This is a genomic window from Streptomyces sp. SAS_281 (assembly GCF_052542855.1).
The window spans coordinates 1-25,283 of sequence record NZ_JBMNDO010000091.1 but is presented as its reverse complement, the minus strand read 5'-3'; the positions used below and the strand labels follow the sequence as shown (position 1 = coordinate 25,283).

At 72.8% G+C, this 25,283-nt stretch carries 21 protein-coding genes; 13 read left to right on the top strand and 8 right to left on the bottom strand.

Features of this window, described 5'->3' with window-relative positions:
- Positions 1–3: 3 nt before the first annotated feature.
- From ACN6LM_RS27845 to ACN6LM_RS27830, 4 genes are read left to right on the top strand one after another with little or no spacing between them, the layout of a single operon-like run.
- Entirely contained in the window at positions 4–1,800 is a 1,797-nt protein-coding gene (locus ACN6LM_RS27845) for a glycoside hydrolase family 15 protein (protein WP_445068135.1), read from the top strand.
- A complete protein-coding gene (locus tag ACN6LM_RS27840) occupies positions 1,797–2,801 on the top strand; it encodes an SDR family oxidoreductase (RefSeq protein WP_445068134.1) in 1,005 nt (334 codons plus the stop codon). The genes ACN6LM_RS27845 and ACN6LM_RS27840 overlap by 4 nt, the downstream gene beginning before the upstream one ends.
- Positions 2,802–2,805: 4 nt before the next feature.
- A complete protein-coding gene (gene ligD / locus ACN6LM_RS27835) occupies positions 2,806–3,693 on the top strand; it encodes a non-homologous end-joining DNA ligase (RefSeq protein ID WP_445068133.1) in 888 nt (295 codons plus the stop codon).
- A gap of 19 nt (positions 3,694–3,712) precedes the next feature.
- On the top strand, positions 3,713–4,321 hold the full coding sequence (locus tag ACN6LM_RS27830) for an endonuclease (RefSeq protein WP_445068132.1): 609 nt from the start codon (positions 3,713–3,715) through the stop codon (positions 4,319–4,321).
- A gap of 12 nt (positions 4,322–4,333) precedes the next feature.
- Here ACN6LM_RS27830 and ACN6LM_RS27825 read toward each other — a convergent pair whose 3' ends face one another.
- Positions 4,334–5,728, bottom strand: coding sequence for a hypothetical protein (locus ACN6LM_RS27825; RefSeq protein WP_445068131.1), 1,395 nt, complete (start codon positions 5,726–5,728; stop codon positions 4,334–4,336).
- Between the two features lie 165 nt (positions 5,729–5,893).
- On the opposite strand from ACN6LM_RS27825, the gene ACN6LM_RS27820 reads away from it, so the two are divergent.
- The gene (locus tag ACN6LM_RS27820) at positions 5,894–7,195 is read left to right on the top strand and encodes a molybdopterin-dependent oxidoreductase (protein WP_445068130.1); all 1,302 of its coding nucleotides are present in this window, start codon (positions 5,894–5,896) and stop codon (positions 7,193–7,195) included.
- Positions 7,196–7,520: 325 nt separating this feature from the next.
- Here the strand turns inward: ACN6LM_RS27820 and ACN6LM_RS27815 are convergent, their stop codons facing one another.
- The 3 genes from ACN6LM_RS27815 to ACN6LM_RS27805 are packed head-to-tail and all read right to left on the bottom strand — an operon-like array spanning position 7,521 to position 9,729.
- A complete protein-coding gene (locus ACN6LM_RS27815) occupies positions 7,521–8,369 on the bottom strand; it encodes a methyltransferase domain-containing protein (protein WP_445068129.1) in 849 nt (282 codons plus the stop codon).
- Positions 8,366–9,028: a TIGR04282 family arsenosugar biosynthesis glycosyltransferase gene (locus ACN6LM_RS27810; protein WP_445068128.1), complete on the bottom strand. Its 663-nt coding sequence runs from the start codon at positions 9,026–9,028 to the stop codon at positions 8,366–8,368. Before ACN6LM_RS27810 ends, ACN6LM_RS27815 begins: the two co-directional genes overlap by 4 nt.
- Positions 9,025–9,729 (bottom strand): glycosyltransferase family 2 protein, encoded by a 705-nt coding sequence (locus ACN6LM_RS27805; protein WP_445068127.1) that lies wholly within the window; start codon positions 9,727–9,729, stop codon positions 9,025–9,027. Before ACN6LM_RS27805 ends, ACN6LM_RS27810 begins: the two co-directional genes overlap by 4 nt.
- A gap of 124 nt (positions 9,730–9,853) precedes the next feature.
- Between ACN6LM_RS27805 and ACN6LM_RS27800 the strand changes: the two genes are divergently transcribed.
- Together ACN6LM_RS27800 and ACN6LM_RS27795 are read left to right on the top strand one after the other, a co-directional pair.
- Positions 9,854–10,627, top strand: coding sequence for a response regulator transcription factor (locus ACN6LM_RS27800; RefSeq protein WP_445068126.1), 774 nt, complete (start codon positions 9,854–9,856; stop codon positions 10,625–10,627).
- Entirely contained in the window at positions 10,624–11,730 is a 1,107-nt protein-coding gene (locus ACN6LM_RS27795; RefSeq protein WP_164400613.1) for a sensor histidine kinase, read from the top strand. Before ACN6LM_RS27800 ends, ACN6LM_RS27795 begins: the two co-directional genes overlap by 4 nt.
- 3 nt (positions 11,731–11,733) lie before the next feature.
- Here the strand turns inward: ACN6LM_RS27795 and ACN6LM_RS27790 are convergent, their stop codons facing one another.
- Both ACN6LM_RS27790 and ACN6LM_RS27785 read right to left on the bottom strand, forming a co-directional pair.
- Positions 11,734–12,813, bottom strand: coding sequence for an NAD-dependent epimerase/dehydratase family protein (locus ACN6LM_RS27790; RefSeq protein ID WP_445068125.1), 1,080 nt, complete (start codon positions 12,811–12,813; stop codon positions 11,734–11,736).
- Positions 12,814–13,062: 249 nt separating this feature from the next.
- Positions 13,063–13,473: a VOC family protein gene (locus tag ACN6LM_RS27785; protein WP_164400611.1), complete on the bottom strand. Its 411-nt coding sequence runs from the start codon at positions 13,471–13,473 to the stop codon at positions 13,063–13,065.
- A 225-nt stretch (positions 13,474–13,698) separates the two neighbouring features.
- On the opposite strand from ACN6LM_RS27785, the gene ACN6LM_RS27780 reads away from it, so the two are divergent.
- Positions 13,699–14,535: an eCIS core domain-containing protein gene (locus tag ACN6LM_RS27780; RefSeq protein ID WP_445068124.1), complete on the top strand. Its 837-nt coding sequence runs from the start codon at positions 13,699–13,701 to the stop codon at positions 14,533–14,535.
- A 22-nt stretch (positions 14,536–14,557) separates the two neighbouring features.
- On the opposite strand, the gene ACN6LM_RS27775 is transcribed toward ACN6LM_RS27780, so the two are convergent.
- The gene (locus ACN6LM_RS27775; protein WP_445068123.1) at positions 14,558–15,910 is read right to left on the bottom strand and encodes a COG1470 family protein; all 1,353 of its coding nucleotides are present in this window, start codon (positions 15,908–15,910) and stop codon (positions 14,558–14,560) included.
- A 207-nt stretch (positions 15,911–16,117) separates the two neighbouring features.
- Between ACN6LM_RS27775 and ACN6LM_RS27770 the strand changes: the two genes are divergently transcribed.
- The 5 genes from ACN6LM_RS27770 to ACN6LM_RS27750 all read left to right on the top strand — a co-directional run bounded on the left by ACN6LM_RS27770 (position 16,118) and on the right by ACN6LM_RS27750 (position 22,434).
- The gene (locus ACN6LM_RS27770; RefSeq protein WP_445068122.1) at positions 16,118–16,744 is read left to right on the top strand and encodes a response regulator transcription factor; all 627 of its coding nucleotides are present in this window, start codon (positions 16,118–16,120) and stop codon (positions 16,742–16,744) included.
- Between the two features lie 185 nt (positions 16,745–16,929).
- Positions 16,930–18,993: an HYR domain-containing protein gene (locus tag ACN6LM_RS27765; protein ID WP_445068121.1), complete on the top strand. Its 2,064-nt coding sequence runs from the start codon at positions 16,930–16,932 to the stop codon at positions 18,991–18,993.
- 16 nt (positions 18,994–19,009) lie between these two features.
- Entirely contained in the window at positions 19,010–19,756 is a 747-nt protein-coding gene (locus tag ACN6LM_RS27760; protein WP_445068120.1) for a DUF4255 domain-containing protein, read from the top strand.
- The gene (locus tag ACN6LM_RS27755; protein WP_445068119.1) at positions 19,753–21,882 is read left to right on the top strand and encodes an ATP-binding protein; all 2,130 of its coding nucleotides are present in this window, start codon (positions 19,753–19,755) and stop codon (positions 21,880–21,882) included. Before ACN6LM_RS27760 ends, ACN6LM_RS27755 begins: the two co-directional genes overlap by 4 nt.
- A 120-nt stretch (positions 21,883–22,002) precedes the next feature.
- Positions 22,003–22,434 (top strand): hypothetical protein, encoded by a 432-nt coding sequence (locus ACN6LM_RS27750; protein WP_445068118.1) that lies wholly within the window; start codon positions 22,003–22,005, stop codon positions 22,432–22,434.
- Between the two features lie 34 nt (positions 22,435–22,468).
- Here the strand turns inward: ACN6LM_RS27750 and ACN6LM_RS27745 are convergent.
- Positions 22,469–25,283: phage tail protein (locus tag ACN6LM_RS27745; protein ID WP_445068117.1), on the bottom strand; the 2,815-nt coding region annotated here is incomplete at its 5' end.

The window sequence follows — 25,283 nt, the reverse complement described above, 5'->3', positions numbered from 1 at the left end:
CGCATGACCCGCCCGCACCCCGCGCACGACAACCCGCCGCCCCACGTACTGCGCGAGTACGCCCTCATCGCCGACGGGGAGCGGGGCGCGCTCGTCGGCCCCCATGGCGACATCGCCTGGCTGTGCGCCCCGCGCTGGGACTCCGGCGCGGTCTTCGCCGCCCTCATCGGCGGCCCCGGCCACTACACCGTCACGCCCACCGAGCGCTTCGTATGGGGCGGCTCCTACGCGCCCGGGACACTGATCTGGCGCAACCGCTGGGTCACCACAACCGGTGTCATCGAGTGCCACGAGGCCCTGGCCTTCCCCGGCGACGCACGGCACGCCGTCCTGCTGCGCCGGATCCACGCCGTGGAGGGCGACGCCCGGGTGACCGTACGCCTCGAACCGCACGCGGACTTCGGCGCGCACCGCTCGCGGGACGTGCGGCGCGAGCGGCCCGGGGTGTGGACCGGGCGCACCGGCCCCCTGCACTGGCGGTGGACCGGGGCCGAGGCGGCCCACCCCGTCCGCGACGGCCACCGCACGGGCCTGGCGGCGGAACTGACCGTCCCGGCGGGCGGCCGTCACGATCTGGTCCTCGAACTCTCCGAGCACGAGGACCGGGTCCGGCGCGGCGATGCGGTGGACCCGGACCGTGCCTGGCACGCCACCCAGGACGCCTGGGCCCGCGCCGGCGAGCCGCTGCCCGACTGCCTCGCCCCCGACGACGCACGCCACGCCCACACCGTGCTGCGCGGCCTCACCAGCGCCTCCGGCGGCATGGTCGCCGCGGCCTCCACCAGTCTTCCCGAACGCGCCGAGGCGGGCCGCAACTACGACTACCGGTACGTGTGGATCCGCGACCAGTGCTACGCCGGGCAGGCCGCGGCGGCGGCCGGCGCCCACCGGCTGACCGACGACGCCGTCCGCTTCGTCGCCGCCCGCCTCCACGAGGACGGCCCCCGGCTCGCACCCGCCTACACCGTCACCGGCGCCCCCGTACCCGACCAGGAGACGCTGCCCCTCCCCGGCTACCCGGGCGGCGGGAACCGGATCGGCAACCACGTCAACCGGCAGTTCCAGCTCGACGCGTTCGGCGAGGCGCTGCTCCTGTTCGCCGCCGCGGCCCGGACCGGCCGGCTCGGCCCGGACGGGCGGCGCGCGGCGGACATCGCGGTCGCGGCCGTCGAACGCCGCCACCAGGAGCCGGACGCGGGCATCTGGGAGCTGGACGACCGGGCCTGGACGCACAGCAGGCTCATCTGCGCGGCGGGCCTGCGCGCCATGGCCGCGAACGTCCGCTGCGCGCAGGCGGCCTCGTGGGCCGGACTCGCCGACACGCTCCTCGCCCGGACGGCGGCCACCAGCACCCACCCGACCGGGCGCTGGCAGCGCGCCCCCGACGACCCCGGACTCGACGCCGCCCTGCTGATGCCCGCGATCCGGGGCGGCGTCTCCGCCCGCGACCCCCGGACCGTCCGTACGCTCGACGCCTACCGCGCCGAGCTGACCCACGACCACTACGCGTACCGCTTCCGGCACGACGAACGCCCCCTGGCCGAGGCCGAGGGAGCGTTCCTGCTGTGCGGCCACCTGATGGCGCTCGCCGAGCACCAGCAGGGCAACGAGCGCGAGGCGCTGCGCTGGTTCGAACGCAACCGGGCGGCATGCGGACCACCGGGTCTGTTCACCGAGGAGTACGACATCGGCCAGCGGCAGCTGCGCGGCAACCTCCCGCAGGCGTTCGTCCACGCGCTGATGCTCGAAACCTCCGTCCGCCTCGCCGCACCGGCCCCCACCGAAGGAGAGACACCGTGAGCCAGAGCGTCGTCATCACAGGAGCGAGCGCAGGCATCGGCCGGGCCGTGGCCCGGGCCTTCGGGGCGCGCGGGGCCGACGTGGCCCTGCTCGCCCGCGGCCGGGCCGGACTCGCCGCGGCCGCCCGTGAGGTGGAGGCGGCCGGCGGGCGCGCGCTGGCCGTCCCCACCGACGTGGCCGACCACCGCGCGGTCGAAGCCGCGGCGGACGAGGCCGTGCACGCCTTCGGCCGGATCGACGTATGGGTCAACTGCGGCTTCACCTCGGTCTTCGCGCCCTTCACCGAGATCGAGCCCGAGGAGTACGAGCGCGTCACCCAGGTCACGTACCTCGGGTTCGTCAACGGCACCCGCGCCGCGCTCAAGCACATGCAACCGCGCGACGCCGGAACCATCATCCAGGTCGGATCGGCGCTGGGCGAGCGGTCCATCCCGCTCCAGTCCGCCTACTGCGGGGCCAAGCACGCCATCAACGGCTTCACCTCGTCCCTGCGCACCGAACTCATGCACCAGGGCAGCCGCATCCGGGTCACCGTGGTCCAGATGCCGGCCGTCAACACCCCCCAGTTCTCCTGGGTCCTCTCCCGGGTGCGCGGCAACCCGCAGCCCGTCCCCCCGATCTACCAGCCCGAAGTCGCCGCCGAAGCCGTGCTGTACGCCGCCGGCCACCCCGGCCGCAAGCAGTACTACGTGGGCTCCAGCACCGTCGCCACCATCGTCGCCAACAAGTTCGCGGCCGGCCTCCTCGACCGCTACCTCGCACGGACCGGCTTCGACTCCCAGCAGTCCGGCGACGCCTCCGACACCACCCGCGAGAACAACCTGTGGCAGCCGGAGGACGACAGCACCGACCACGGCGCGCACGGCACCTTCGACCAGGAGTCCCACACCCGCGATCCGCAGCTGTGGGCCCTCCGGCACCGCGCACTCGCCGCGGTCATGGCGGCGGGGGCCGCCTGCGGCGCCACGGCCCTCGTCAGGCGTGCGGTCCGGGGCCGGTGAGCACGTGACGGCACACCGGATTCCCGAGATCAGCCGCCCGGAGAAGGTCCTCTTCCCGGACGACGGCATCACCAAGGCCGACCTCGCCGGCTACTACCGCCGGGTGGCCCGCCGGATGCTGCCCCACCTGCGGGACCGCCCCCTCATGCTGGAGCGCTTCCCCGACGGCATCGGCGGCCACGGCTTCATGCAGAAGGACGTGCCCGCCTCCTTCCCCGACTGGATCCACCGCGCCGAACTCCCCAAGGAGGACGGCACCGTCACCTACCCGATCGCCGACGACACCGCCACGCTCGTCCACCTCGCCGGGCAGGCGAGCATCACCCCGCACCGCTTCCTCTCACGCGCCGACCGGCCCCACCACCCGGACCGGATGGTGTTCGACCTCGACCCGCCCGGCGACGACTTCGCCCCGGTCCGCGAGGCGGCGCTAGGACTGCACGGGCTCCTCGACGAGCTGGAGCTGCCGTCCCTCGTCATGACCACGGGCTCGCGCGGACTCCACGTCGTGGTGGCGCTCGACCGCCGGGACGGCTTCGACGCCGTACGGACGTTCGCCCGGGCGGTCGCCGACGCGCTCGTCGCCCGTCGACCCGACCGCTTCACCACCGAGGCCCGGAAGAAGGCCCGCGGCGGCCGCCTCTACCTCGACGTCCAGCGCAACGCCTACGCCCAGACCGCCGTCGCGCCCTACGCCGTCCGGACCCGCCAAGGGGCCCCCGTCGCCGCGCCCCTGGCCTGGGCGGACATCGACGACCCGGCGCTCGACGCCCGCCGCTGGACCCTGCGGGACGCCGACGCGCTCGTGGACCGGGAGGACCCCTGGCACCGCCCTCCGCGGCCCCGCTCCCTCGCCCGGGCCCGGACCCTGCTCGACGCGCTCACCGCGTAGAACCGAACGGAGCACCACCGTGTCCAGAACCACGACCGTGCGGAACCTGCTGGACGAGCACGGGCAGACCTACGCCGAGGAAGCTGGCATCCGGCTCCGCGACACCCCCATGCCGCTGTACCAGCTGCTGACCCTGTGCGTCCTCTTCTCGGTCCCCATCAAGGCCTGCATGGCGGTCGCCGCCGCCCGCGAACTCTTCGCCGCCGGAATGCGCACCCCCCACGCCATGGCGGAGGCGTCCTGGCAGGACCGGGTCGACGCGCTGGGCCGCGCCCACTACCGGCGTTACGACGAGAGCACCGCCACCGCACTCGGCGAAGGCGCCCAACTCGCCCTCGACCGCTACCACGGCGACCTGCGAAGGCTCCGCGAGGAGGCCGGCGGGGACGCGGGGAAACTGCGCGAACTGCTCACGGAGTTCCCCCGGATCGGACCCGTGGGCGCCGACATCTTCAGCCGCGAGGCACAGGGGCTGTGGCCCGAACTGCGCCCCGCCTTCGACCAGCGCGCCCAGGACGCGGCCGACGGCCTGGGGCTGCCGCGCTCACCGGAGAAGCTGGCCGGCCTCGTCGCCGACGCGGACCTGCCCCGGCTGGCCGCCGCCCTGGTCCGGGTCGGGCTGGAGTGACCGGCCCCGCCGTCACCAGCCCGTCCAGAGCAGATGGTTGACGGCAAGGGCCACCACCGCCTGGACGGCCAGCCAGCCCCGCCGGCCCCGGTCGGGCAGGAGCGCCGCCGCGGGCAGCAGCCAGACCATGAACGGCTGCCAGATCCGCTCGGTCTCCGCCTTGCTCATCCCCGACAGATCGGCCGCCAGCAGCAGGAGCAGCGCCACGAGCACCAGCGGAACCAGCCGGTCCACCGGGCTCGCCTTCCCGCCGCGCAACGCCCGCACGGCACCCGGCGCGCCCGCGAAGGTGCGGCGCAGCCCCGCGACCACCGCCGGGCCCACGGCGATCACGGTGCAGGCGAGGTTCGCCCACACCCAGTACCCGTACGGCCGGAACCCGCCCGCGCCCTGGTGGTAGCGCTCCACGAGCACGTGGTACGCGTCCCACCAGTTGAAGCCCGCCGCCGTGAACACCGCCGGCACCACCACGGCCCCGAGCAGCGCGAGCGGCAGCGGCCGGAGGGTGCCGGCGAGGACGAGGACGGCCAGGAGCAGGAGCGCGATCAGCGTCAGCCCGTAACTCAGATAGCAGACCCAGCCGTAGAGGAGGCCCGCGCCCAGCGCGGCGGTCCCGGGGCTGCGCACCGCGCGCGTCGCCGCCAGGGCCAGCAGGGCGACGGACCAGGCGGCCACCGCCGCGAAATAGCCGTCCGCCGAGGTCCCGGCCCAGACCGCCAACGGCGCCAGGACGAGGAAAGGCGCCGCCCGCCGGGCGATGTCCTCACCGGCCAGGGCCCGCACCGCGACCAGCACGGCGAGCAGCGCGGACGCGCCGGTCAGGACGCACCAGACCCCGGCCCAGGCGCCGCCGCCGAGACCGGCCCGGTCCAGGAACACGAAGGTGAGCGTGGCGCCCGGCGGATGGCCGGCGACATGGGCGGGCCAGTTGTCCGGCGCGTCGAGCAGGATGTGGGCGTCGAACGTGCGCAGCGCGGCGCCGATGTCCTCGAAGCGGTCGATGACCCGCAGGTACTCGTGCTTGGTGGTCAGGCGCTCGGCGACGCCCCGGCCCCAGCCGTCGATCAGCGCGAGCGAGAGGACCCACGCCGACGAGGAGGCGTAGACCGTCAGGAGCAGGGTCCGCCAGCGCAGTCGTCGGGCGAGGAGCGGCCCGTACGCGATCACCGCGACGGCGACCACGGGAGCGGCCACCGTCCCCGGGCCGGTGTGCGGGTACCAGGACGCCAGCAGCGGCGGCCAGTGCACGTACAGCGTCCGCGCGTAGTCCTCGACGGCCCGGCCGCCGAGGGCGGCGGCGAGCACGAGCAGGACGCCCGCCCCGGCGGCCACCAGATCCCAGCGCTGCCCGGAACCCCTGACGGTGTCCGGTCCGGTACGCGGCTCGATGCGGTCCTCGGTCTTCACGCAGGCACCGTACGCACCGGAACACCGCGACGGCGGCTACCGGCCGGGCGCGTCACACAACCGTCAGATTCACGACCCCCGCCGTACGTTCGCCGGGGTGACGTCATCGTTTCGTCAGGAGTCGCAGCCACCGGACGCCCAGGCCACGGGCATAGCGTCGGGCCCATGGGCGACAGCCGTCGGAACGCTCCGACACCCTCCGCTTCCTCTTCCCGGCTCCGCGCCGCCGCGCTCCTCGAACGGCTGCCGTCGGCACCCGGTTTCTGGCGCAGCCCCGTGCGCGGCGTGCCGTTCACCGCCGTGCTCGGGCTGGTCCTGCTGGCCGGGATCACGCTGCTCTTCGTGACCGGCCTGTTGTCGTACGCCGCGTACAACCCGGACCTCGCCCGGGTCAACGACAAGACGCCGGACAAGGGGCTCCTCGGCTTCTACCTCTTCGCCTGGCCGACCTCGCCGCACTGGCTCTACCGGCTGACGCAGGGACTCCACGTCACGCTCGGGATCGTCCTCGTCCCCGTGCTGCTGGCCAAGCTCTGGTCCGTGGTGCCCCGGCTCTTCGCCCTGCCGCCTGCCCGCTCCCTCGCACACGCCCTGGAACGGATCTCGCTGCTCCTGCTGGTGGGCGGGGCGCTCTTCGAGTTCGTGACCGGCCTGCTCAACATCCAGCTGGAATACCTGTTCCCCGGCTCCTTCTACCCCCTGCACTTCTACGGGGCGTGGGTGTTCTTCGCCGCCTTCCTCGCCCACGCCGGGCTTCGGGCCCCGCAGGCCGTACGGGTGCTGCGTACGGGCGGACTGAACGGCCCGGTCCCCGGCGACGTGCTGGAATCGCCCGCCCCGGCCCCGCCGACCCTGTCCCGGCGCGGCGCCCTCGCCATGGTGGGCGCGGGCTCACTGGTCCTGCTGGTCACCTCGGCGGGCCGGAGCTTCGACGGGCCCCTGCGCCGCCTCGCCGTGCTCACCCCGCGCGGCGCCGCCGAACCCGGGTCCGGCCCCAACGGCTTCCAGATCAACAAGACCGCCGCCGCCGTCGGGATCACCACCGCCGACACCGGTGAGGGCTGGTGGCTCACCGTCAGCGGACCGGCCGGCGATCTGCGGTTCAGCCGGGAACAGCTGCTGGCCATGGAGCAGCACAGCGCGGCCCTGCCCATCGCCTGCGTGGAGGGCTGGTCCACCTCGGACCAGTGGTGGCGCGGCGTACGGCTGAGCGACCTGGCTGCCCTCGCCGGCTACCCGGACCGGCCGCCCGGGGTGCTGGTGGAGTCCGTGCAGCGCAGCGGCCCCTTCCGCCGGGCGGCGCTCCGGGACAACCAGGTGCGCGACCCGCGCTCGCTGCTCGCCCTGCGGGTCAACGGCGAGGACCTGTCACCCGACCACGGGTACCCGGCCCGGATCATCGTGCCCGCCGCCCCCGGGGTGCTCAACACCAAATGGGTGTCCCGGCTGACCTTCGGAGAACTGTGAACACCACCGGCCCCCGTGCCCTCCTGCGCCGCCGCTACGGAGCGGGGCCCCTGCACCTCGTACTCCTGGCCGCCTCCTTCGCGCTCGCCGCATACGCGGGCGTGCGCCTGCTCGCCGGCGACTGGCTCGGCGTCATCGTGTGGTTCGCCGGCGCGGCCCTCGTCCACGACCTGGTGCTCGTACCGCTGTACGCGTCGGTGGACCTGGCACTCCGCAGGTGCCTCGGACAGCGGCGGCCGGCCTCCGTCAACTACGTACGGGTGCCGGCCTTCCTGTCCGGGCTGCTGCTGCTCGTGTGGTTCCCGCTGATCGCGCGGCCGGAGCGCTACGAGCCGGCGAGCGGGCTGTCCCCCGATGTCTTCCTGGGGAACTGGCTGCTCACCACCGCCGCGCTGTTCCTGCTGTCGGCGCTCTGGTTCGGAGCCCGGACGGTCCGGCTCCGCCGCAGGGCGACGAAGGCGCGGCCGTCCGCCTCCCACTGACCGTCGGCGCGCAGCCCGTGCGGGCGGGCGTACCCCAGCAGGGCCGAGGAGCCGAGCCGCGCCCACGGGAAGAGCCCGGCCGCCGTGCTTTCCTCCGGGGCACGCCCGTCGTCCAGCCGTACCCGGACCCGCTCGTCGAGGTCGTGCGGCACGGTCTCCGCGATGAGGAGCCCGCCGGGCGCGAGGAGTTCCGCGGTCCGGAGCAGCAGCCGGTCCGGGTCGCCGCCGATCCCGATGTTGCCGTCGGCGAGCAGTACGGTGCCCCAGCGGCCCTCCCCGGGCAGCGGATCGAACACGGACCGGCGCAGCGCGAAGCCGCCGAGCCGGACCGTCCGGGCGACCGCCGCCTCGCTGACGTCGATCCCGAGAGCGCGGTGGCCGCGCGCCGCCAGCGCGGCGACCAGCCGGCCGGGCCCGCACCCGACGTCCAGGACCGGGCCCTCGCAGCGCCGCAGCGCCGACAGGTCCGCCGCGTCGGCCCCGGCGCACCAGCGCTCGACGTCCAGCGGCAGCAGCCAGCCGTCCGTACGGCGCAGGAACAGCGGCCCGTGCCCGTTGCGCAGGGCGTTGGCGTACGGGTCGGTGCCCCACGCGTCGGCGTCCGGACGGGCGGGGGCCTGGGGTGCGGGACCGGCGTCCAGGTCCGTGGGCGGGTGCACCAGCACGTTCCGCTCCTGATCGGTGCGGCTCATCGGACAGCCGTCCGGCGCGTCCGGGCCAGTTCGGCGGCGAACCGCCCGTCCGGCGCGAGCGCCGCGACCTCCGCCGCGTCGGCCGCCGTGTCCACGTCCCGCAGCCGGGGCAGGTCCCGCACCGTCAGCCCGGCGTCGACCAGCCGGCGCCGTTGCACCGCCCCCGTCTCCGGCACGGACATCGGCACACCGCGCAGCAGCCCGGGATCCGGCTCCGCCAGACCCAGCGCCCAGAACCCGCCGTCCTCCGCCGGGCCGAACCAGGCGCCGCACGCGTCCCAGGCCCCGGGGGCCAGCGCGGGGGCCAGATCGGCCGCCGTGAGCTGGGGGGTGTCCATCCCGACCAGCAGCGTCGGCCCCGTGCACGCCCCGAACGCGGCGGCCAGCCGCTCGTCCAGCCCGCCCGCCCCCTGCCGCACGACCTCGATGCCCCGCGGCAGCCACGGTCCGGGCGCCCCCGCCAGGACGACGGCGCGCCGGGCGGCCGGAAGGGCCAGGACGGTGTGCAGGGTGTCGGCGAGCGCGGCCTCCGCGAGGCGCGCGGCCTCGGCTGGGGAGAAGGGCGGGGTGAGCCGGGTCTTGACCCGCCCGGGCAGCGGCTCCTTCGCGATGACCAGCACGGTCGTCGCACCGGCCGGCCCGGGCGCCGCGGCGCTCACTGGGGCACCCCCGCCGGGACCGGCGGCTCGGCCAGCACGGCCCGCATGTCGCGGACCGCGTGCCAGGTGCCCAGCCAGGTACCAGTGACCTTCGACTTCCCGGTGCGCGCGAGGTACGGGACGTCCGTCTCGGCCACCCTCAGCCCCGCGTCGGCCGCCCGCACCACCATCTGCAACGGGTAGCCGCTGCGCCGGTCCGTGAGCCCGAGGGCCAGCAGGTCGGCGCGGCGGCCGGCGCGCATGGGGCCCAGATCGCGCAGCCGCAGCCCGGTCCGGCGGTGCAGCATCCGGGACAGCGCGGCGTTGCCGGCCCGCGCGTGTGCCGGCCAGGCACCGCGCTCCCGGGGGCGCCGCCGCCCGAGCAGCAGATCGCACTCGCCGTCGGCCACCCGGCGTACGAAGCCCGTGAGGAGCGCGGGGTCCAGTGAGCCGTCGCAGTCGCAGAAGCAGACGAACTCCGCCTCACTGGCGAGCAGCCCGGCATGGCAGGCCGAACCGAAACCGCGCCGGGGCTCGTGCACCACGGTCGCGCCCAGCGAGCGGGCCACATCGGCGGAGCCGTCGGTCGAGCCGTTGTCCACCACGATCGCCCGCCAGCCCCGGGGCACCCGGGCCAGCACGCCGGGCAGGGCCGCGGCCTCGTCGAGACAGGGGAGGACGATGTCGGCGCGGGGGCCTGAGTCATCGGAAGGAAGGATCACCCGGCTCACCCTACGGAGCGAAAACCGGCATTTCGGGCTTTGGATTCTTACGAAACATGGACGTCGCCCGCCACCGCCCCGCCCGCGTTTCCGGCCGCGCCGCCCCGGGTGCCAGGGTGGTTCCATGCAGACGCCCCCGGACACACCGCCGCCCGCCCCCGCGGACGAGGCGCCCACCGCCGCCCCGGCGCGCGGCCACGTCCTCGTCGTGGACGACGACCCGACCGTCGCCGAAGTCGTCGCGGGATACCTGACCGGCGCCGGTTACGACGTCGCCCGGGCGGCGGACGGACCGGCCGCGCTCGCGCTGTACGCGGCCCGCCGGCCGGACCTCGCCGTCCTCGACCTCATGCTCCCCGGCATGGACGGCTTCGAGGTCTGCCGCCGGATGCGGGCCCAGGGGCCGGTGCCCGTCATCATGCTCACCGCGCGCGGAGACGAGGACGACCGCATCCTCGGCCTCGAAACCGGCGCCGACGACTACGTCACCAAGCCGTTCAGCCCGCGCGAGCTCGTCCTGCGGGTCGACTCCGTGCTGCGGCGCGCCAGGGCGGCGGCGGTCCCCGCAGGACAGCGCCGGCTGCTGGAGGGCGCGGGGCTCGTCCTCGACCCGGCGGCCCGGAGCGCGACCTGCCGGGGCGGGCGGCTGGCCCTCACGCTCCGCGAGTTCGACCTGCTCGCCTTCCTCCTGCGCCACCCGGGCCGGGTCTTCACCCGGGAGGAGCTGATGCGCGAGGTCTGGGGCTGGGACTTCGGGGACCTGTCCACCGTGACCGTGCACGTGCGGCGGCTGCGCGGGAAGGTCGAGACCGACCCGGCCCACCCGGAACTGATCCGTACGGTCTGGGGCGTCGGCTACCGCCTCGACCTTCCCGCCGGCGCGGGAGCCCCGTCATGACCGACCTCCTCCTCATCGCCCTCTTCGCCTTCCTCGGCGCCGCGGCCGCCGGACTGCTCGGGGCGTTCGCGCTGCGGCTCACCCGGCACCGCTCGCTGGTCGTCTCGCTGAGCATCGTGGCCGCCGTGGCCGTCACCGCGATGCTCGCCGGAACCCTGGTCGTCGCCTGGGCGATGTTCCTGTCACCGCACGACCTGAGCGTCGTGACGACCGTCGTCGCCATGGCCGCCGTCGTCTCCCTCGTCACGGCGATGCTGCTCGGCCGCTGGGTCGCCGCCCGCAGCCGCGAGCTGACCCTCGCCGCCCGTTCCTTCGGCGACGGCGGCACCTTCGCGGCGCCCGAGGCCCCGGCCACCGCCGAACTGGCCGCCCTCACCCGCGAACTCGCCGCCACCAGCGCCAAGCTGGACAGTTCGCGGATGCGGGAACGCGCCCTGGAGACCTCGCGGCGCGAACTCGTCGCCTGGATCTCGCACGACCTGCGCACCCCGCTGGCCGGGCTGCGGGCGATGTCCGAGGCGCTGGAGGACGGCATGGCCGTCGACTCGCCGCGCTATCTGCGCCAGATCCGTACCGAGGTCGAGCGCATGAACGACATGGTCGGCGACCTCTTCGAGCTCTCCCGCATCCACGCGGGCTCGCTCGCGCTGACCCCCACCCGCGTCTCCGTCTACGACCTGGTGGGCGACGCCCTCGCCGGTGCGGACCCGCTCGCCCGCGAGCACGGGGTACGGCTGGTCGGCGGACGGATAGAGGAGGTGCCCGTGGAGGTGGACGGCAAGGAGATGAGCCGCGTCCTGGGGAACCTCCTGATCAACGCGATCCGCCGGACGCCCGCCGACGGCACGGTCGCCGTCGCGGCCCACCGTGCGCCGGACGGGGTGGTCCTCTCGGTGACCGACGGCTGCGGCGGCATCCCGGAGGAGGACCTGCCGCGGGTCTTCGACACCGGGTGGCGCGGCAGCCATGCCCGTACGCCTCCGGCCGGCGCGGGCCTCGGACTCGCCATCGTGCGCGGCATCGTCGAGGCCCACGCGGGCCGGGCGGAGGTCCGCAACGTCACGGGCGGCTGCTGCTTCGAGGTGACGCTGCCCACGGCGTGAGCCTCAGACGGGCAGCCCCGCCCCGGCCTCCCGCAGCGGCGCCCCCGCGAAGTCGGCCATGCCCTCCGCGAACGCCACCCGCGGCCGCCAGCCCAGCTCCACGCGCAGCCGCCGCGAGTCCGCCGTCACATGGCGAACGTCCCCGAGCCGGAACTCGCCGGTCACCACCGGCGCCGGTCCGCCGTGGGCCGCCGCCAGCGCCCCGGCCATCTCGCCGATCGTGTGCGGCTCGCCGCTGCCGGTGTTGTACGCCGCGAAGCTCCCGGGAGCGCGGGCGCCGACGGCCTCCAACGCCACCGTGTTCGCGGCGGCCACATCCCGTACATGGACGAAGTCGCGCCGCTGCCCGCCGTCCTCGAAGACGCGCGGCGCCTCACCCCGGGCCAGCGCCGACCGGAAGAACGACGCGACCCCCGCGTACGGCGTGTCCCGGGGCATGCCGGGCCCGTACACGTTGTGGTACCGCAGCGCGACCGCGCTCCCGCCCGTCGCCCGCGCCCAGGACGCGGCGAGGTGCTCCTGCGCCAGCTTCGTCGCCGCGTACACGTTGCGCGGGTCGGCCGGCGCGTCCTCCCCGACCAGACCGGGGACCAGCGCCGCCCCGCAGTCCGGGCAGCGCGGCTCGAACCGGCCCGCCGCCAGGTCGGCCGGGTCGCGGGGGCCGGGGCGGACGGTGCCATGGCGCGGACACGCGTAACGGCCCTCGCCGTACACGACCATCGACCCGGCGAGCACCAGGCTCCGCACCCCCGCCCCGGCCATCGCGGCGAGCAGGACGGCGGTGCCCAGGTCGTTGCACCCCACGTACTCCGGTGCGTCCGCGAAGTCCTTGCCCAGGCCGACCATGGCCGCCTGGTGGCACACCGCGTCGACGCCGTACAGCGCGCGGTCCACGGCCGCGCGGTCCCGTACGTCCCCGACGATCAGCCGCCCGTCGTCACCCCCCGCCGGGCGCCGCGCGGAAGGGCCGTGCGCCGAGGGGAGCAGTGCGTCGAGCACCACCGCCTCGTGCCCGGCCGAGATGAGACCGCGGACGATCTCCGAACCGATGAACCCGGCACCGCCGGTGACAAGTACGCGCATGCCCGCCACGCTAGGACGCGCTCGGCCCCGTCACGTGCTTTGGCGGCGGCACGTCACGGGACCGTAAGCCTTCGGCCCCGGGCCCCCAAGCGCTGTCCCGCAACTCCCGGCGGGCGCACGACGACAGCCACGGCAGCTCGCCGCGTTGTCGAGACGCCCGGATACATCCAGTATGCGGGCGCCTCTCCGCCGTGCGATGCACCGCATCCGACGCCGCGCGCTGATCCACCCGGAATCGCGGGACAGCCCTTAGCGCAGTTCCTGGATGCGGACCAGGTTGCCCGCCGGGTCGCGGAACGCGCAGTCGCGGATGCCGTACGGCTGCTCGGTCGGCTCCTGGACCACCTCCGCGTCACCGGCCTGCACCTTCTCGAAGGTGGCGTCCAGGTCGCGGGTGGCGAGCAGGATCCAGCCGTACGTGCCCTTGGCCATCATCTCGGTGATGGTGCGCCGCTCGTCGTCCGTGACCCCCGGGTCCGCGGCCGGCGGCGCCAGCAGGATGGAGGTGCTCGGCTGGTCCTTCGGGCCGACGGTGATCCAGCGCATCCTGCCCTGGCCGACGTCGTTGCGGACCTCGAAGCCGAGCGTGTCGCGGTAGAACGCGAGGGACTCCTCCGGGTCGTCGTGCGGGAGGAAGCTGGTGTGAATGGTGATGTCCATGAAGATCATGCTAGGCACGGGCCGGACACGGCGCTTCTCGAATCCTGACCGGTTCCCCACAGCTCCGCCGGCGGCCTTCCGGACCTCCCCGCTGCCCGAAGAGGCACCCCGCCGTGCCCCGTACCGGACAGGACCGGGCTGGACGGGGCAGCGACGCGGCCCCCAGGGTGGAAGGCCGGCAGGAGCGGGCGGTCCGCCGCGGCCGCCCCGGCGCGGGCAGGGGAGATGACGGTGAACGCACAGGACCACGAGCACGAGCACCACGTGAAGCCCCTGGAGCCCGGGGAGGACCACGAGCGCCTGCCCGGCGACCATCCGCGCGACGCGACGGCCGAGACCCCCGCCGCCTCCGACGCCCACCACCTCTTCCGGGCCGCCGCCACCGGCCGGACCGACGTGGTGGGCACCGCGGGCATGGGCGTCCTCCAGCGCACGGTCGGCAACGCCGCGCTCGGCCCGGTGCTCCAGCGCGCCCGGACGGCGGCACCGGAGCGGGCCGAGGAGGCGGAACCGCGCTCGCCCGTGCACGACGTCGTCTCCTCCGGCGGCGGCACCCCCCTCGACACCGAGACCCGGGTGGACCTGGAGAACCGGATGGGCGCCGACTTCTCCGACGTACGCATCCACAACGACTCGGCCGCGCACGAATCGGCGAAGGGCGTCGGCGCGCACGCCTACACCGTGGGCAACAACGTCGTCTTCCAGCGCGACGCCTACGACCCCTCCTCGCCCCAGGGCCGTACCACACTGGCGCATGAGCTGACCCACGTCATCCAGCAGCGCAGCGGGCCCGTCGAAGGCACCGAGGCACCCGGCGGCATCAGGGTCAGCGACCCCTCCGACCGCTTCGAACGCGAGGCCGTAGCCAACGCCGACCGGGTGCTCACCGACCCGGCCCCGGCCCCGGCCCCGGCCGCCCCCACCGCCGCACCGTCCGCCGCGCCCGCCGTGCAGCGCGCGGCCACGGAGGACGAGGGCGAGCAGCCCGCCGACGTCCAGGGCTCGTTCGTACAACGCGCGGAGGAGAAGAGCCCGGAGGAGGAAGAGGAGAGCCCCGCCTGACCGGGCCCGGCCGGGGCTGCCGTCAGTCGCCCTGGGCGGCACGCATGGTGCCGCCCAGGAACATCGACTCAGCGCACCGCGCGGGCGCCTGGGCGCCCACCGGCTTGCCCACCTTGCGGCAGTCGATGGTCATGGTGACCTTGCCGCCCGCCGGGACCACGATCGGCGTCACGAAGTGGTAGTCGGAGTCCCGGAAATTCTCCAGACCCAGGCTCAGCACCCGGGTCCCCCTGCCCGCGGAGACGACCAGCGTCCCGGCGTCGCCCTGCGGGTTCTGGACCACGATGTCGGTCAGCTGGAACGTCTTCCCGGCCGGCACGGTGAGCGCCGTCCCCGTGTTCGTGCCGCCGCCCAGCGAGTCCTGCACCCTGACCTGCGCGCTGGTCGGTGTCGCCGCTCCCGCGCCGGCCGGCGCCGACGGGCTCGGGCTCGGGCTCGGGCTCGGGCTCGGCGTGGGCTTCGACTCGCCGCCGCCCCCGCCCGAACCACTCCCGGCGGAGTCGCCCCCGCCCGCCCCGGAACCACCCGAGCCGCCCTGCTCCGGCGCCTTGCTCTTGTCGGCCGCGGCGGCCGACCGCACCGCTTCCGGGGTGACCGCCTCCCGCGCCGCCGACTTCACGGCCGGGCGCAGCAGCGCGTACCAGAGCCCGACCAGTGCGAGCACCAGGACGGCCGCGGTGATCAGGGCGCGGGGCAGCCAGCGGGGGAGCAGGGGCTCCTGCTCGTAACTGCCGTCCACGAGGACCGGCTCCACCGGGTCCTGCCCCTCGGCCACCTGGGTCGCGGCGAACACCTGGAAGGGGTGCGTGACCGGTGTGCCGCGCCACATCCGCTTGACGGGCCGCACCCGCAACTTCGCGAACTCCGCCTTCCCGGGGGCTACTTGAAGCTCCGATGCCGCGAACACGACGCGAGCCCGCTCGGTCCCGGGCTGGGCGCCGAGGCGCACCGTCACCGGGGTGTTGCCCCGGTTGTCGACCGCCAGCTGGTGGCGTCCGGCGAGCGCGCCGTGCGAACCGCGCGGAACCAGCTCGGCCGTCGTGCTGGTGAACGGCAGCACGGTCACCCGGCCCTCGGGCACCACCGTCTCGCCCTGCTCACCGGTCGGCACCACCCGAACCCCGAACGGCGTCTCGCCCGCCGGCACCGTCGCGTCACGGGGCGGCCGCAGCATGAGTGACACGGTGCCCGAGTCACCCGGGTAGAGGGACAGCACGGCCGGCTCCACCGCCGCCCAGGCCGCACACGCACCGACCACCTCGAAGCGGTACTCCTCCACGGTCCGACCGGAGTTGCGGACCTGAAGGGGGACAGCCGTCTCCGCGCCCGGTACGGCGCTGACGGTGGACGCGTCGAGGCTAGCGGTGAGACTCATACGGCGGACCGTAAGGTCGCCGCCCCCGTCGTACATCGGCCGCGAAGGAACACTTTCGGGCACATCCCGTGCCCCGGCCAAGCATTTTGGTTTCCTCCTCAATGAACCAGGGCATCTTCCGTGCGCCTCCTCACCAATGAGGCGCACGAACACGGCTGCGAGGCGTGTGCCAGAAGTGCTTCCGGCCGTCATACAGGGGGAGCACATATGGAGCGCACCACTGTCGCGTTACGGGCCCAGGACCCGATCTCGCAAGCCGGAGTGGCCAGCCAGTTGAGGGCACGGCCCGAAGTGAACGTCATGGACTGGAGCGAAGAGGGGCCCTGGCCCGAAGTCGTCGTCATGGTCGTCGACGCCGTGGAGGAGGACGTGCTGACGACACTGCGCCACATCCAGCGGACCACCGATTCCCGCGCCGTGCTCGTCACCACGGACATCGACGAACAGAAGCTGGTGAGCGCCGCCGAATGCGGGGTCGTCGGGGTCATCAGGCGGGCCGAGGCCACCCCCGAGCACCTGGTGCACGTCATCGAGACGGTCGCCCGGGGCGAGGGACACCTCCCCTCCGACCTGCTCGGTCGGCTCCTCGCGGAGGTCGGCAGGCTCCAGGGACAGGTCCTCGCACCACGCGGTCTGCACTTCACCGGGCTCGCCGCCCGCGAGGTGGACGTCCTGCGGCTGGTCGCCGAGGGCTACGACACCGCCGACATCGCCACGAAGCTCGCCTACTCCGAACGCACCATCAAGAACGTCCTCCACTCCGTGATGACCCGGCTGCAACTGCGCAACCGGTCCCACGCGGTGGCGTACGCGATGCGTCAGGGCCTGATCTGACGCGGCCCGGATTCGCACGGCCCCGATTTGCACGGGCCGGTTCCGCACGGCCCGGTCGGCTGCCTCAAAGGGCAGCGGGCGCTACCCGGCGAAAGGGCTGACCTCCCGCTGCGCGCGGCGCCCGCACGGGGGACCGTGTGGGCGCTGTTCTTCGGTGGGAGGTCCGGGTGCGGGGGAGAGAAGCTGTGCGGTGGATACGGCCGGCGGGACGCCCGCCCGGACTGCCCGGCGCCCGCCGCTCGGCGGCGCTCGCGCTGCTCCTGCTCGCCACCGCGTTCGTCCCCGGGACGGGCCCGGCCGGCGCCGTGCCCGTCCCCCCGGAGCCGTGGGTCACCCCGGCGACCGTGCACGAGGCGCTCGACCCGGGCGGCTCCACGAGTGTCGACAAGTCGGTACGTACACCGTCCATCCCGCCGAAACCCGAGGTCGTCCTGCTGGTGGACGGCACGAGGAGCATGGGAGTGCCCATCACCAGTGTGCAGGAGAACCTGCCCGCCATCACCCGGAAGGTCCTGGCCGCCCAGCCCGAGTCGCGCTTCGCCGTCGCCACCTTCGGAGACCAGCAGTTCGACCGCACGGGAGGCGAGTTCGCGGTCCTCCAGGGGCTGACGAACGACCTCGGCAAGGTGCAGGACGGCGTCGACGCGCTGAGGACCGACCGGGGACTCAACAGCATGGGCCCGTCCGAGGACTGGATCAACGGCCTCTGGCAGATCGCCAACGGGGCCGGTGGCGAGACGGTCTTCCGCGAGGGCTCCAACCCGGTGATCGTCCTGGTCAGCGACGCGTCCAGCCACTCACCGAGCGCCGGTCACACGATTGACGACACGATCTTCGCCCTCCAGGACAAGGGCGTCCGCGTCGTCGGCGTCGACGTGGACAGTGCGCTCGGCGACGGGCTCAACGGCACCGGCAACGCGCACAACCCCGACTATCCCGGCCAGATCGAGCATCCGCCGACTGACGCGGGCCAGGCCACCCGCATCATCGAAGCCACCCAGGGCCGGCTCCTCGAAGGCATCCAGGGCGACCAGGTCGCCCAGGCCATCGTCGACGGCATGGACAACCTCCCCACCTCCGTCGGCCACCAGCTCAGCGACTGCAGCCCCTACCTCACCGTCGCGCTCGACCCGCCCACCCGCCGGGTGACCAGCGGCGACACCGCCCACTTCGCCGAGACCATCGATGTCGCGGCCGACGCCCCGCAGGGCGCACGGCTCACCTGCACCGTCCAGTTCCTGCTCGGCCCCCAGATCCCGGGCACGGACAGACTCGCCCCCACGGCCGCGCCCGACCCCGACTTCCAGCAGAAGATCACCATCGACGTGAACGACGTCGACGCGCCCGTCGTCACCGTGGACGACCGCATCGCCAGAGCGGACGACGAGGACGGTACGAGGATCAGTTACTGGGCGACCGCCAGGGACGCCCAGGACGGCCGCCTTCCCGTCACCTGCGCCCCGGCGTCCGGCTCCCTCTTCCCGATCGGCTCGACCACGGTCACCTGCACCGCTACCGACGCGGCGGGGAACACCGCCACCGACACCGCGGAATTCCGGGTGCTGGACCCGCCCCCGCCGCCGCTGCCCCCGCCACCCGCGACGGACGTCGCCGTCAAGGCCGACCTCAGCCCCGGCCGTACCTACATCGGCCGACAGAGCGGCGCCCGGTTCACCGTGACCAACGCGGGTCCGGACACCGCCAGGGACGTCGTCCTCGCCACGAGCTGGCCGAAGCCGGGCGAGGCGAAGGACCGCACGCTGACCTCCCTCGGCCGCTGCACCGCCGCCGCGCCCTGCACCATCCCGCCCGGCGGCCGGATCGAGGTGACCCAGACCGGCACGTACCGTGCGCCGATCACCGGGGACGTACGCGCCACCGTGAGTGGCAATCTGGGCGACCTGCACCCCGTCAACAACCAGGACACGGAACGGCTGCGCGTCCTCAAGCCGTCCCTCACCGTCACCCCGCAGGTCGCCAAACCCGGCCAGCCCGTCGTGGCACGCGGCAAGGACTACCCGCCGGGCGAGACCGTACGCCTGACCTGGAACACCGGCATCACGGCGGACCGCACCGGCGTCCGCGTCGGCCGCGACGGCACCTTCGAGGTCCAGGTGCTCGTACTGCGCAAGGACACCCTCGGACCGCGTGTCCTGCGCGCGGACATCACCGGGCTGCCCCGGCTCCAGAAGCCCGTCCTGGTGGTCCAGCGCAATCTTCAGCCACCGGACTTCAAGGGCCGTACGTGAGAGGGGCGGACACCAGGTGATCCACGAGGTGGACGACGTACTCCGGTCCCTGATCCGGGCGGAGGTGCTCGGCGGCGGCCAGATCACGGTCGTCTTCGACGCCCCCACCCGGGAATGGGCCGCCAAGGTCAACGCCCCCATGGTCAACCTCTACCTGTACGACATCCGCGAGGACATGCGGCGGCGCGAACGCGGTCTGCACAATGAATACGACGAACGCGGCGCCGTAGTGGCGCGACGCCGCCCGCCGCGCTACTTCAAGCTCTCGTACCTGATCACCGCGTGGACCAAGCGCCCGGAGGACGAACACCGGCTGCTCTCCTCGCTGCTCGCCTGCCTGCTGGCGTACGAGGCGCTGCCACCGGAGCGGCTCGCCGGATCCCTTGCCCGGATCGGGGCCGCCGTACCGATGTCGATCGCCCTGCCCCCGCCGGAGGACCGCTCTTTCGCCGACGTGTGGAGCGCGCTCGGCGGCGAGCTGAAACCGTCGCTCGACCTGGTGGTGAGCGTGCCGGTGACCGCCTCGCCGACCTACCCGGCGGGGCCGCCGGTTGGCGACGAGGGCCTGCACGCACGGTTCGGCGACATGCCGGACGCCCCGGAGCCGGTGCGGGGCGGTCTGCCGGTGTACGGAAGCCGTCCCGGCCGTCCGGTACGGGAGGAGCCCGCGGCCTCCTCGGCGCGTCGCGGCCTCGGGATGCGGATCACCGAGAAGCGCTCGGCCGACGCCGACGCCGCCGCTGAGGAGGACCCCACCGCATGACCTCCCCGGCCCACCCCCACGACGACGTGAACCTGCGCCACCTCCTCGCCCGGGCGACCGTCGTGGAGCAGCGCGTCCGCCGTGCGGTGGAGGCCCGGCAGCGCACGGATCCGGACCCGGAGGACGCGTTCCGGGGGCTGTACCTGGCCGACGAGAACATCGCGCGGCTGCTTAACGAGGAGGGGGCGCGGGGGTTCCCGGACCCGGTGGGGGAGGAGGGCACCGGCGCAGTGCCGGGCGTCTCCGATCCCGGGCCCCGCGACGACCGGGCCCGCCGTGCTGCCGCCGGGCCTTCCCGGCTCACCGCTCTGGAAACGGACTTCGGTCTCACGCCGCTCGACACCGAGATCCTTCTCATCGCGCTCGTGCCGGACCTGGACGACCGCTTCGAGGCGTTCTACGGGTACCTCAACGACGACGTGACCCGCCGGCGGCCGTCCATCGGTCTGGCCCTCGGCCTGTGCGGGGTGTCCCCGGCCGACGCTGTCGCGCGCGGCCGGCTGGCGGCGGCAGCGCCGCTCCGGGACGCCGGCCTGCTGCTGGCCGAGGACCTGGACCGGCCGTTCCTCAGCCGGGCGCTGCGCGTGCCGGACCGGGTCACGGCGCACCTGCTCGGCGACGACACGAGGGATCCGCGCATCGCGGACGTCACGGCGCCCTGGGAGGCGGTCGGGGGCGTGGGCGACCCGGTGGCTCTGGTCCGGGTCCTGGCCGACGGCGTCCCGCTGGTCTACCTGAGCGAGGACCAGGGCGGTGCGGGCACGGCCCTGGCCGCGTCGGCGCTGGAGCGGGCGGGCCGGCGCGTCCTGGGCGTGGACCTCGCCCGCCTGGCGGCGGATCCGGCCCCCGCCGACGCCGTACGGGCCCTGGTCCGTGAGGCGCGGCTGACCGGGGCGGGCCTGGTGTGCGCGCCGCTGGACGCGGTGTCCCGGGAACACCCGCACCTGCTGCGGCTGCTGACGGCCACACCGGTGCCGACGGTCATGGTGGGCCGGGTGCCGTGGGACGCGTCCTGGTCCACGGTGCCGCCGCTGCTCGTGCACGCCCCGAGGGTGGAGCCGTCGGCGCGCGGGGCTCTGTGGAGCGAGGCGTACGGGCGTACGGGGTCGGGCGCCGTGCCGACCGGCGTCGACCCGGACCACCTCCTCGCCCCGTTCCTCCTGACGCCGGAGCAGGTCACGGGCGCCGCCCGCAGCGCCGCCCAGACGGCCCGGCTCGACGGCGGGACCCTCACCCCGGACCATGTACGCCAGGGGGCCCGCGCCCAGAACGCGGCGGGGCTCGACCGCCTGGCCCGCCGCATCGAACCTGCGGTGACCTGGGACGACCTGGTCCTCCCACCCGACGCCCACGCCCAGCTCCGCGAACTGACCGCCCGCGCCCGGCACCGTGACCGGGTACTGGGGCAGTGGGCGATGCGGCCGGGCGGGGGCCGGGGGCGCGGGGTCTCGGCGCTCTTCGCGGGGGACTCCGGCACGGGCAAGACCATGTCGGCGGAAGTGATCGCGGCCGACCTCGGACTCGACCTCTACACGGTCGACCTGGCGACGGTGATCGACAAGTACGTGGGTGAGACCGAGAAGAACCTGGAACGCATCTTCACGGAGGCCGCGGGGGTCAACGGGGTCCTGCTCTTCGACGAGGCGGACGCGATCTTCGGGAAGCGTTCGGACGTGAAGGACGCGCACGACCGTTACGCGAACGTGGAGAGCGCGTACCTCCTCCAGCGCATGGAGTCCTTCGACGGCCTGGCGATCCTGGCCACCAACCTCCGCGCCAACCTCGACGACGCCTTCACCCGCCGCCTGGACCTGGTCATCGATTTCCCGGTCCCGGACCCGGACCAACGCCGGGTGCTGTGGGACCGCTGCCTGGGGCCGACCCTCCCGCGCGGTTCGGACCTCGACCTCGCCTTCTGCGCCGAGAACTTCGAGCTGGCGGGCGGCAACATCCGCTCGATCGCGGTGACGGCGGCGTACCTGGCGGCGGAGGCGGGGGGCGCGGTGAGTATGGCGACGCTCATTCACGCGGTGCAGAGGGAGTACCAGAAGCTGGGGCGGCTTACGCTGGCTTCGGAGTTCGGGCCGTATCTGGAATGGGTGCAAGGGGATCGGGATGGCCACTGAGGGATTCGCTTGAGTGCTCTTTGCAGCTGGCGTGAATCTGCCAGGTATGGGAAGCGGTGATCTGTTGGACCTTGTGCACGCATCTGCCCGCTGTACGACAGGACGCCGAGGGAGCCCTCAATGGTTCGAAGCTCGCGTAAAGTCATTTATGGTAGTTATGCTGACGAATGCAGTGCGACTCTCGATCGCTTTAGGCAGGCTTATATTGAGGTTGCTCTGACGGTGGACATGAGCGAACGCGAAGCTGCGGATTCCCTTTCGGACCTTCTCGCCTCGTGGCGTGACCCAGCTGAGAACCTGGATCCGCTGGAGTCCGCCGTGCGCGCTGAAGGCCCGGATTCGGTGGTTGAGAGCGCGCTCGCTGCCTCTCGTGCTCTTACGCGATTCGGGTCCGTGGTTCTGGCGGCGATCGAAGCGAAACCAGCAGCAAGGGAGCGTCGTGTGCAGCTGGCCAAAGATGCGTACGGGGAGACATACAAGTGTTATATCGAGTTTCTCTATGATGCAGCGGAGTGCCTGGGAGAAGAGGATTTTTTGCGCACCAGGTCGTAGAAATGGTTCATGGGACTTCGCGCCATATGGCGAACTAACTGCGTCCGCGCCTTCTCCACCCGCGAGGGGTTCCTGGAAATATGCGCTCGAAACCCAGGGTCAGATCCTGTCGGATCTCTTCGATCTTCAGCTCTCCCGCAAGAAATGATGCCTTGTCGTTTCGTGAAGTGATCAAAGGGACGGATTCCCTGTCGACGACGCTGTCCAGCCAGTCCCGGATGGTGAAAATGGTGTGCACGGAAGAGGTCTCCAGCATCCTCGCTCTGCTCTGAGAGTCATTTTCCCGGTGGCCTTCCGCGTAATACGAAGCGATGGCCTGAACTAAGGATGTAATGGCAAACTTGGCTGCTCTGGATCGCTCTCCGTATTGGAGTGAGTGGGCATCTCCGTCACCCTCTTGATGCGACTCCTTCCTGACGACCAGCTCGGGTAACTCTCGGGCCTTGGCGCGTGCGCTGTCCAACAAGGACATGAGGAGCGAGGCTTTCGATGCGCGGTGTGTGTGCAGATGATTCAGTCCATCGGACGCGATCGTGTGAATTTCATCCAATGTTCCGGACAGCCCCAGTGCAAAAACGTGATCACCTCGCTTGGGTGCGTAATCTCCGGTACGCTTTTCGCGTGGATTTACCGCGCCCTCGACGGTATAGGAGTGTTTCCCGTCGGGCGAGGTCTCCACTACAAGGGTCAACTCGGTCATCCGGTAGCGCCTTTTTATGGCGCCCAGTTTTCCCTTGCTCTTATCCCCTTCCGGATCGTTCTTTGCCAGCGACTCGGCGGCATCAAGTCCTGCTTTGAGATCCTTGGTTTTCTGCTCGTCGCTTCTGTCCTTGGGATTCTTCTTCCCGTCATTCTTTTTGCCGTCCTTGAGCTTTCTCCAGAGTGCTTTGCCCTTCTTGGCGATGAAGTTCACGAGCTTGTCGATCGCTCGGTTCACGGGGCGGGATACCGCGTGGAAGACGGACTTAACCTTTGCGGCCAGGCTGCCTATGCCCAGGAGGGATGCGAGGAAGCCGATCAGGAGGGGGATGCTTGCGGCCAGGGCGGTTTCGACCATCTTCGGGACGCCCGCCTTGCCGCCGTTGGCTATCGCGACCACCGCGTCCAGGACCGAGTTGACGAACTCCACTATCTGGGCGCCCTGGTTCACCACGAAGGTGACGATGTCGATGATTCCCTTGACCGCGCGGACGAATGCGGAGGCAGGGTTCAGGAGCGAGAGGATCCAGGTGATTCCGGCGATGATGACCGTGGGGATCAGGTAGCTCGTCAGCTTTTCCAGGATGGTGGACTTGAGGTCGCCCGCCTCCTCCTGGATCTCCTTGACCGCTCCGGCGGGGCCTTCCCGGGCGATGTTCTGGGCGACGGGGACGGAGGATTCGACCGCTGTCATCGCCTGGTCGGGGACGCCCTTGCGGGTGACGCGGGCGCGGATGTTGGCCCAGGTCAGGCCGAGGAGGGAGCCGATGAGCTGGATGATGCCCTTCATGTCGAACTTCTGGGGGAGTTCGAGGCCCGCCTTGACCGCCGTGCCGAGCAGCCAGGAGACCAGCCCGGTCCTGAGGTGGTCGGCGATGTTCGTGAGGAAGAGGTTCAGGCCCGCGCCGACAGCCGAGACCAGGTTGCCCAGGAAGCCGATGGGGTCCTTGATGATCTTCATGATGGCGCCGGCGGCCTTGGCGAGGATGCCCAGGAGGAGGTTCTTCAGCTCGTTGATCGTCTTGATCGCGCCGACGATCGCGTCCTTGGCCTTGTCGATCAGCCCCTTGTTGGCCTCCTGGAGTTTCTTGATCTCCTCGTCGATCTTGTTGAGCGCGGCTGTGTATTTCTGGGCGAGGTCCTGGACCAGCTGCTGGGACTTCTCGTTGACCGTCGCTTCCAGGTCGTCGAACTTGCCCGCGAAGTCCTTGGCCGCATCCTCGCCGAACTGCCGCAGATCAGCCGGAAGTTTGTCCACCTCCGCCTTCAGCTCGCCGCGCCCCTTCGCGATCCGGGCCTTCGCCTTGCCCAGCTCGGTGCCGATGATGTCGGCGACCGATGAGATGACCGTCTGCATCCGGGACACGTAGAGTTTGCGGGCCTCCTGGTAGAGGTTGTTCGCCTCCTCGGGCAGGCCCGCGAACTTGTCCTTCACCCAGCGGGCCTTGCCGGTCCAGCCGGAGTACCGCTTGTCCTTGTACTGCTTCATCCGGCGCTTGTGGTCCGCCGTGAACGCGTCCCGCGCCGCCTTCTCACCGGAGGTGAAGGCGGCGTCGACCCTCTGGTCCAGGCCGGACAGCGTCGCCTCGACGTCCCTCTTCGTGCCGTCGTAGACCCTCTGCAGCTTCGCCGTGACCTCGGCGCGCTTCTTCTCGTCCTTCGACTTGGTCTCGCCCTTGCCGCCGTCCACTTTCTGCCCGGCCCGCGCACGTGTCGCGGTCAGCGTGCTCATCGCGGCGGCGCCCGAGGCCGCGGCGCCCGCCTTCGCGGCGGACAGCTGCTGGTTCTCGGCCGACCTGCCCTTCGCCGGTGCCTTCGCGGAGTCCGCCTCGGCGGTCTTCTTCGCGGCCAGGGCCTCGTTGAACTCGGGCTCGTTGCCCTTGGCGAGCTGCTCCTCGGTGACCTCCGCGTCGGCCATCGCCTGGTCGTTCTGCGCGGGGCCCTGGGAGAAGTCGGTGACTGACGCCGGCTGCTTCTCGGGGATCGCGGCCGCGGCGGGCGGGGCCCCGGGGTTGCCGGGGGGCTGGTCGGGGGTGAGAGGGGTGACGGGCTTGTCCTTGGCGGCCGCTGTGTCCGGCGGGGCCTTCGTCGCCGTGTCGATGTCCTTGGCCGACGCCTCCTTGCCGTCCGTGACCTTGCCGTCGACCTCG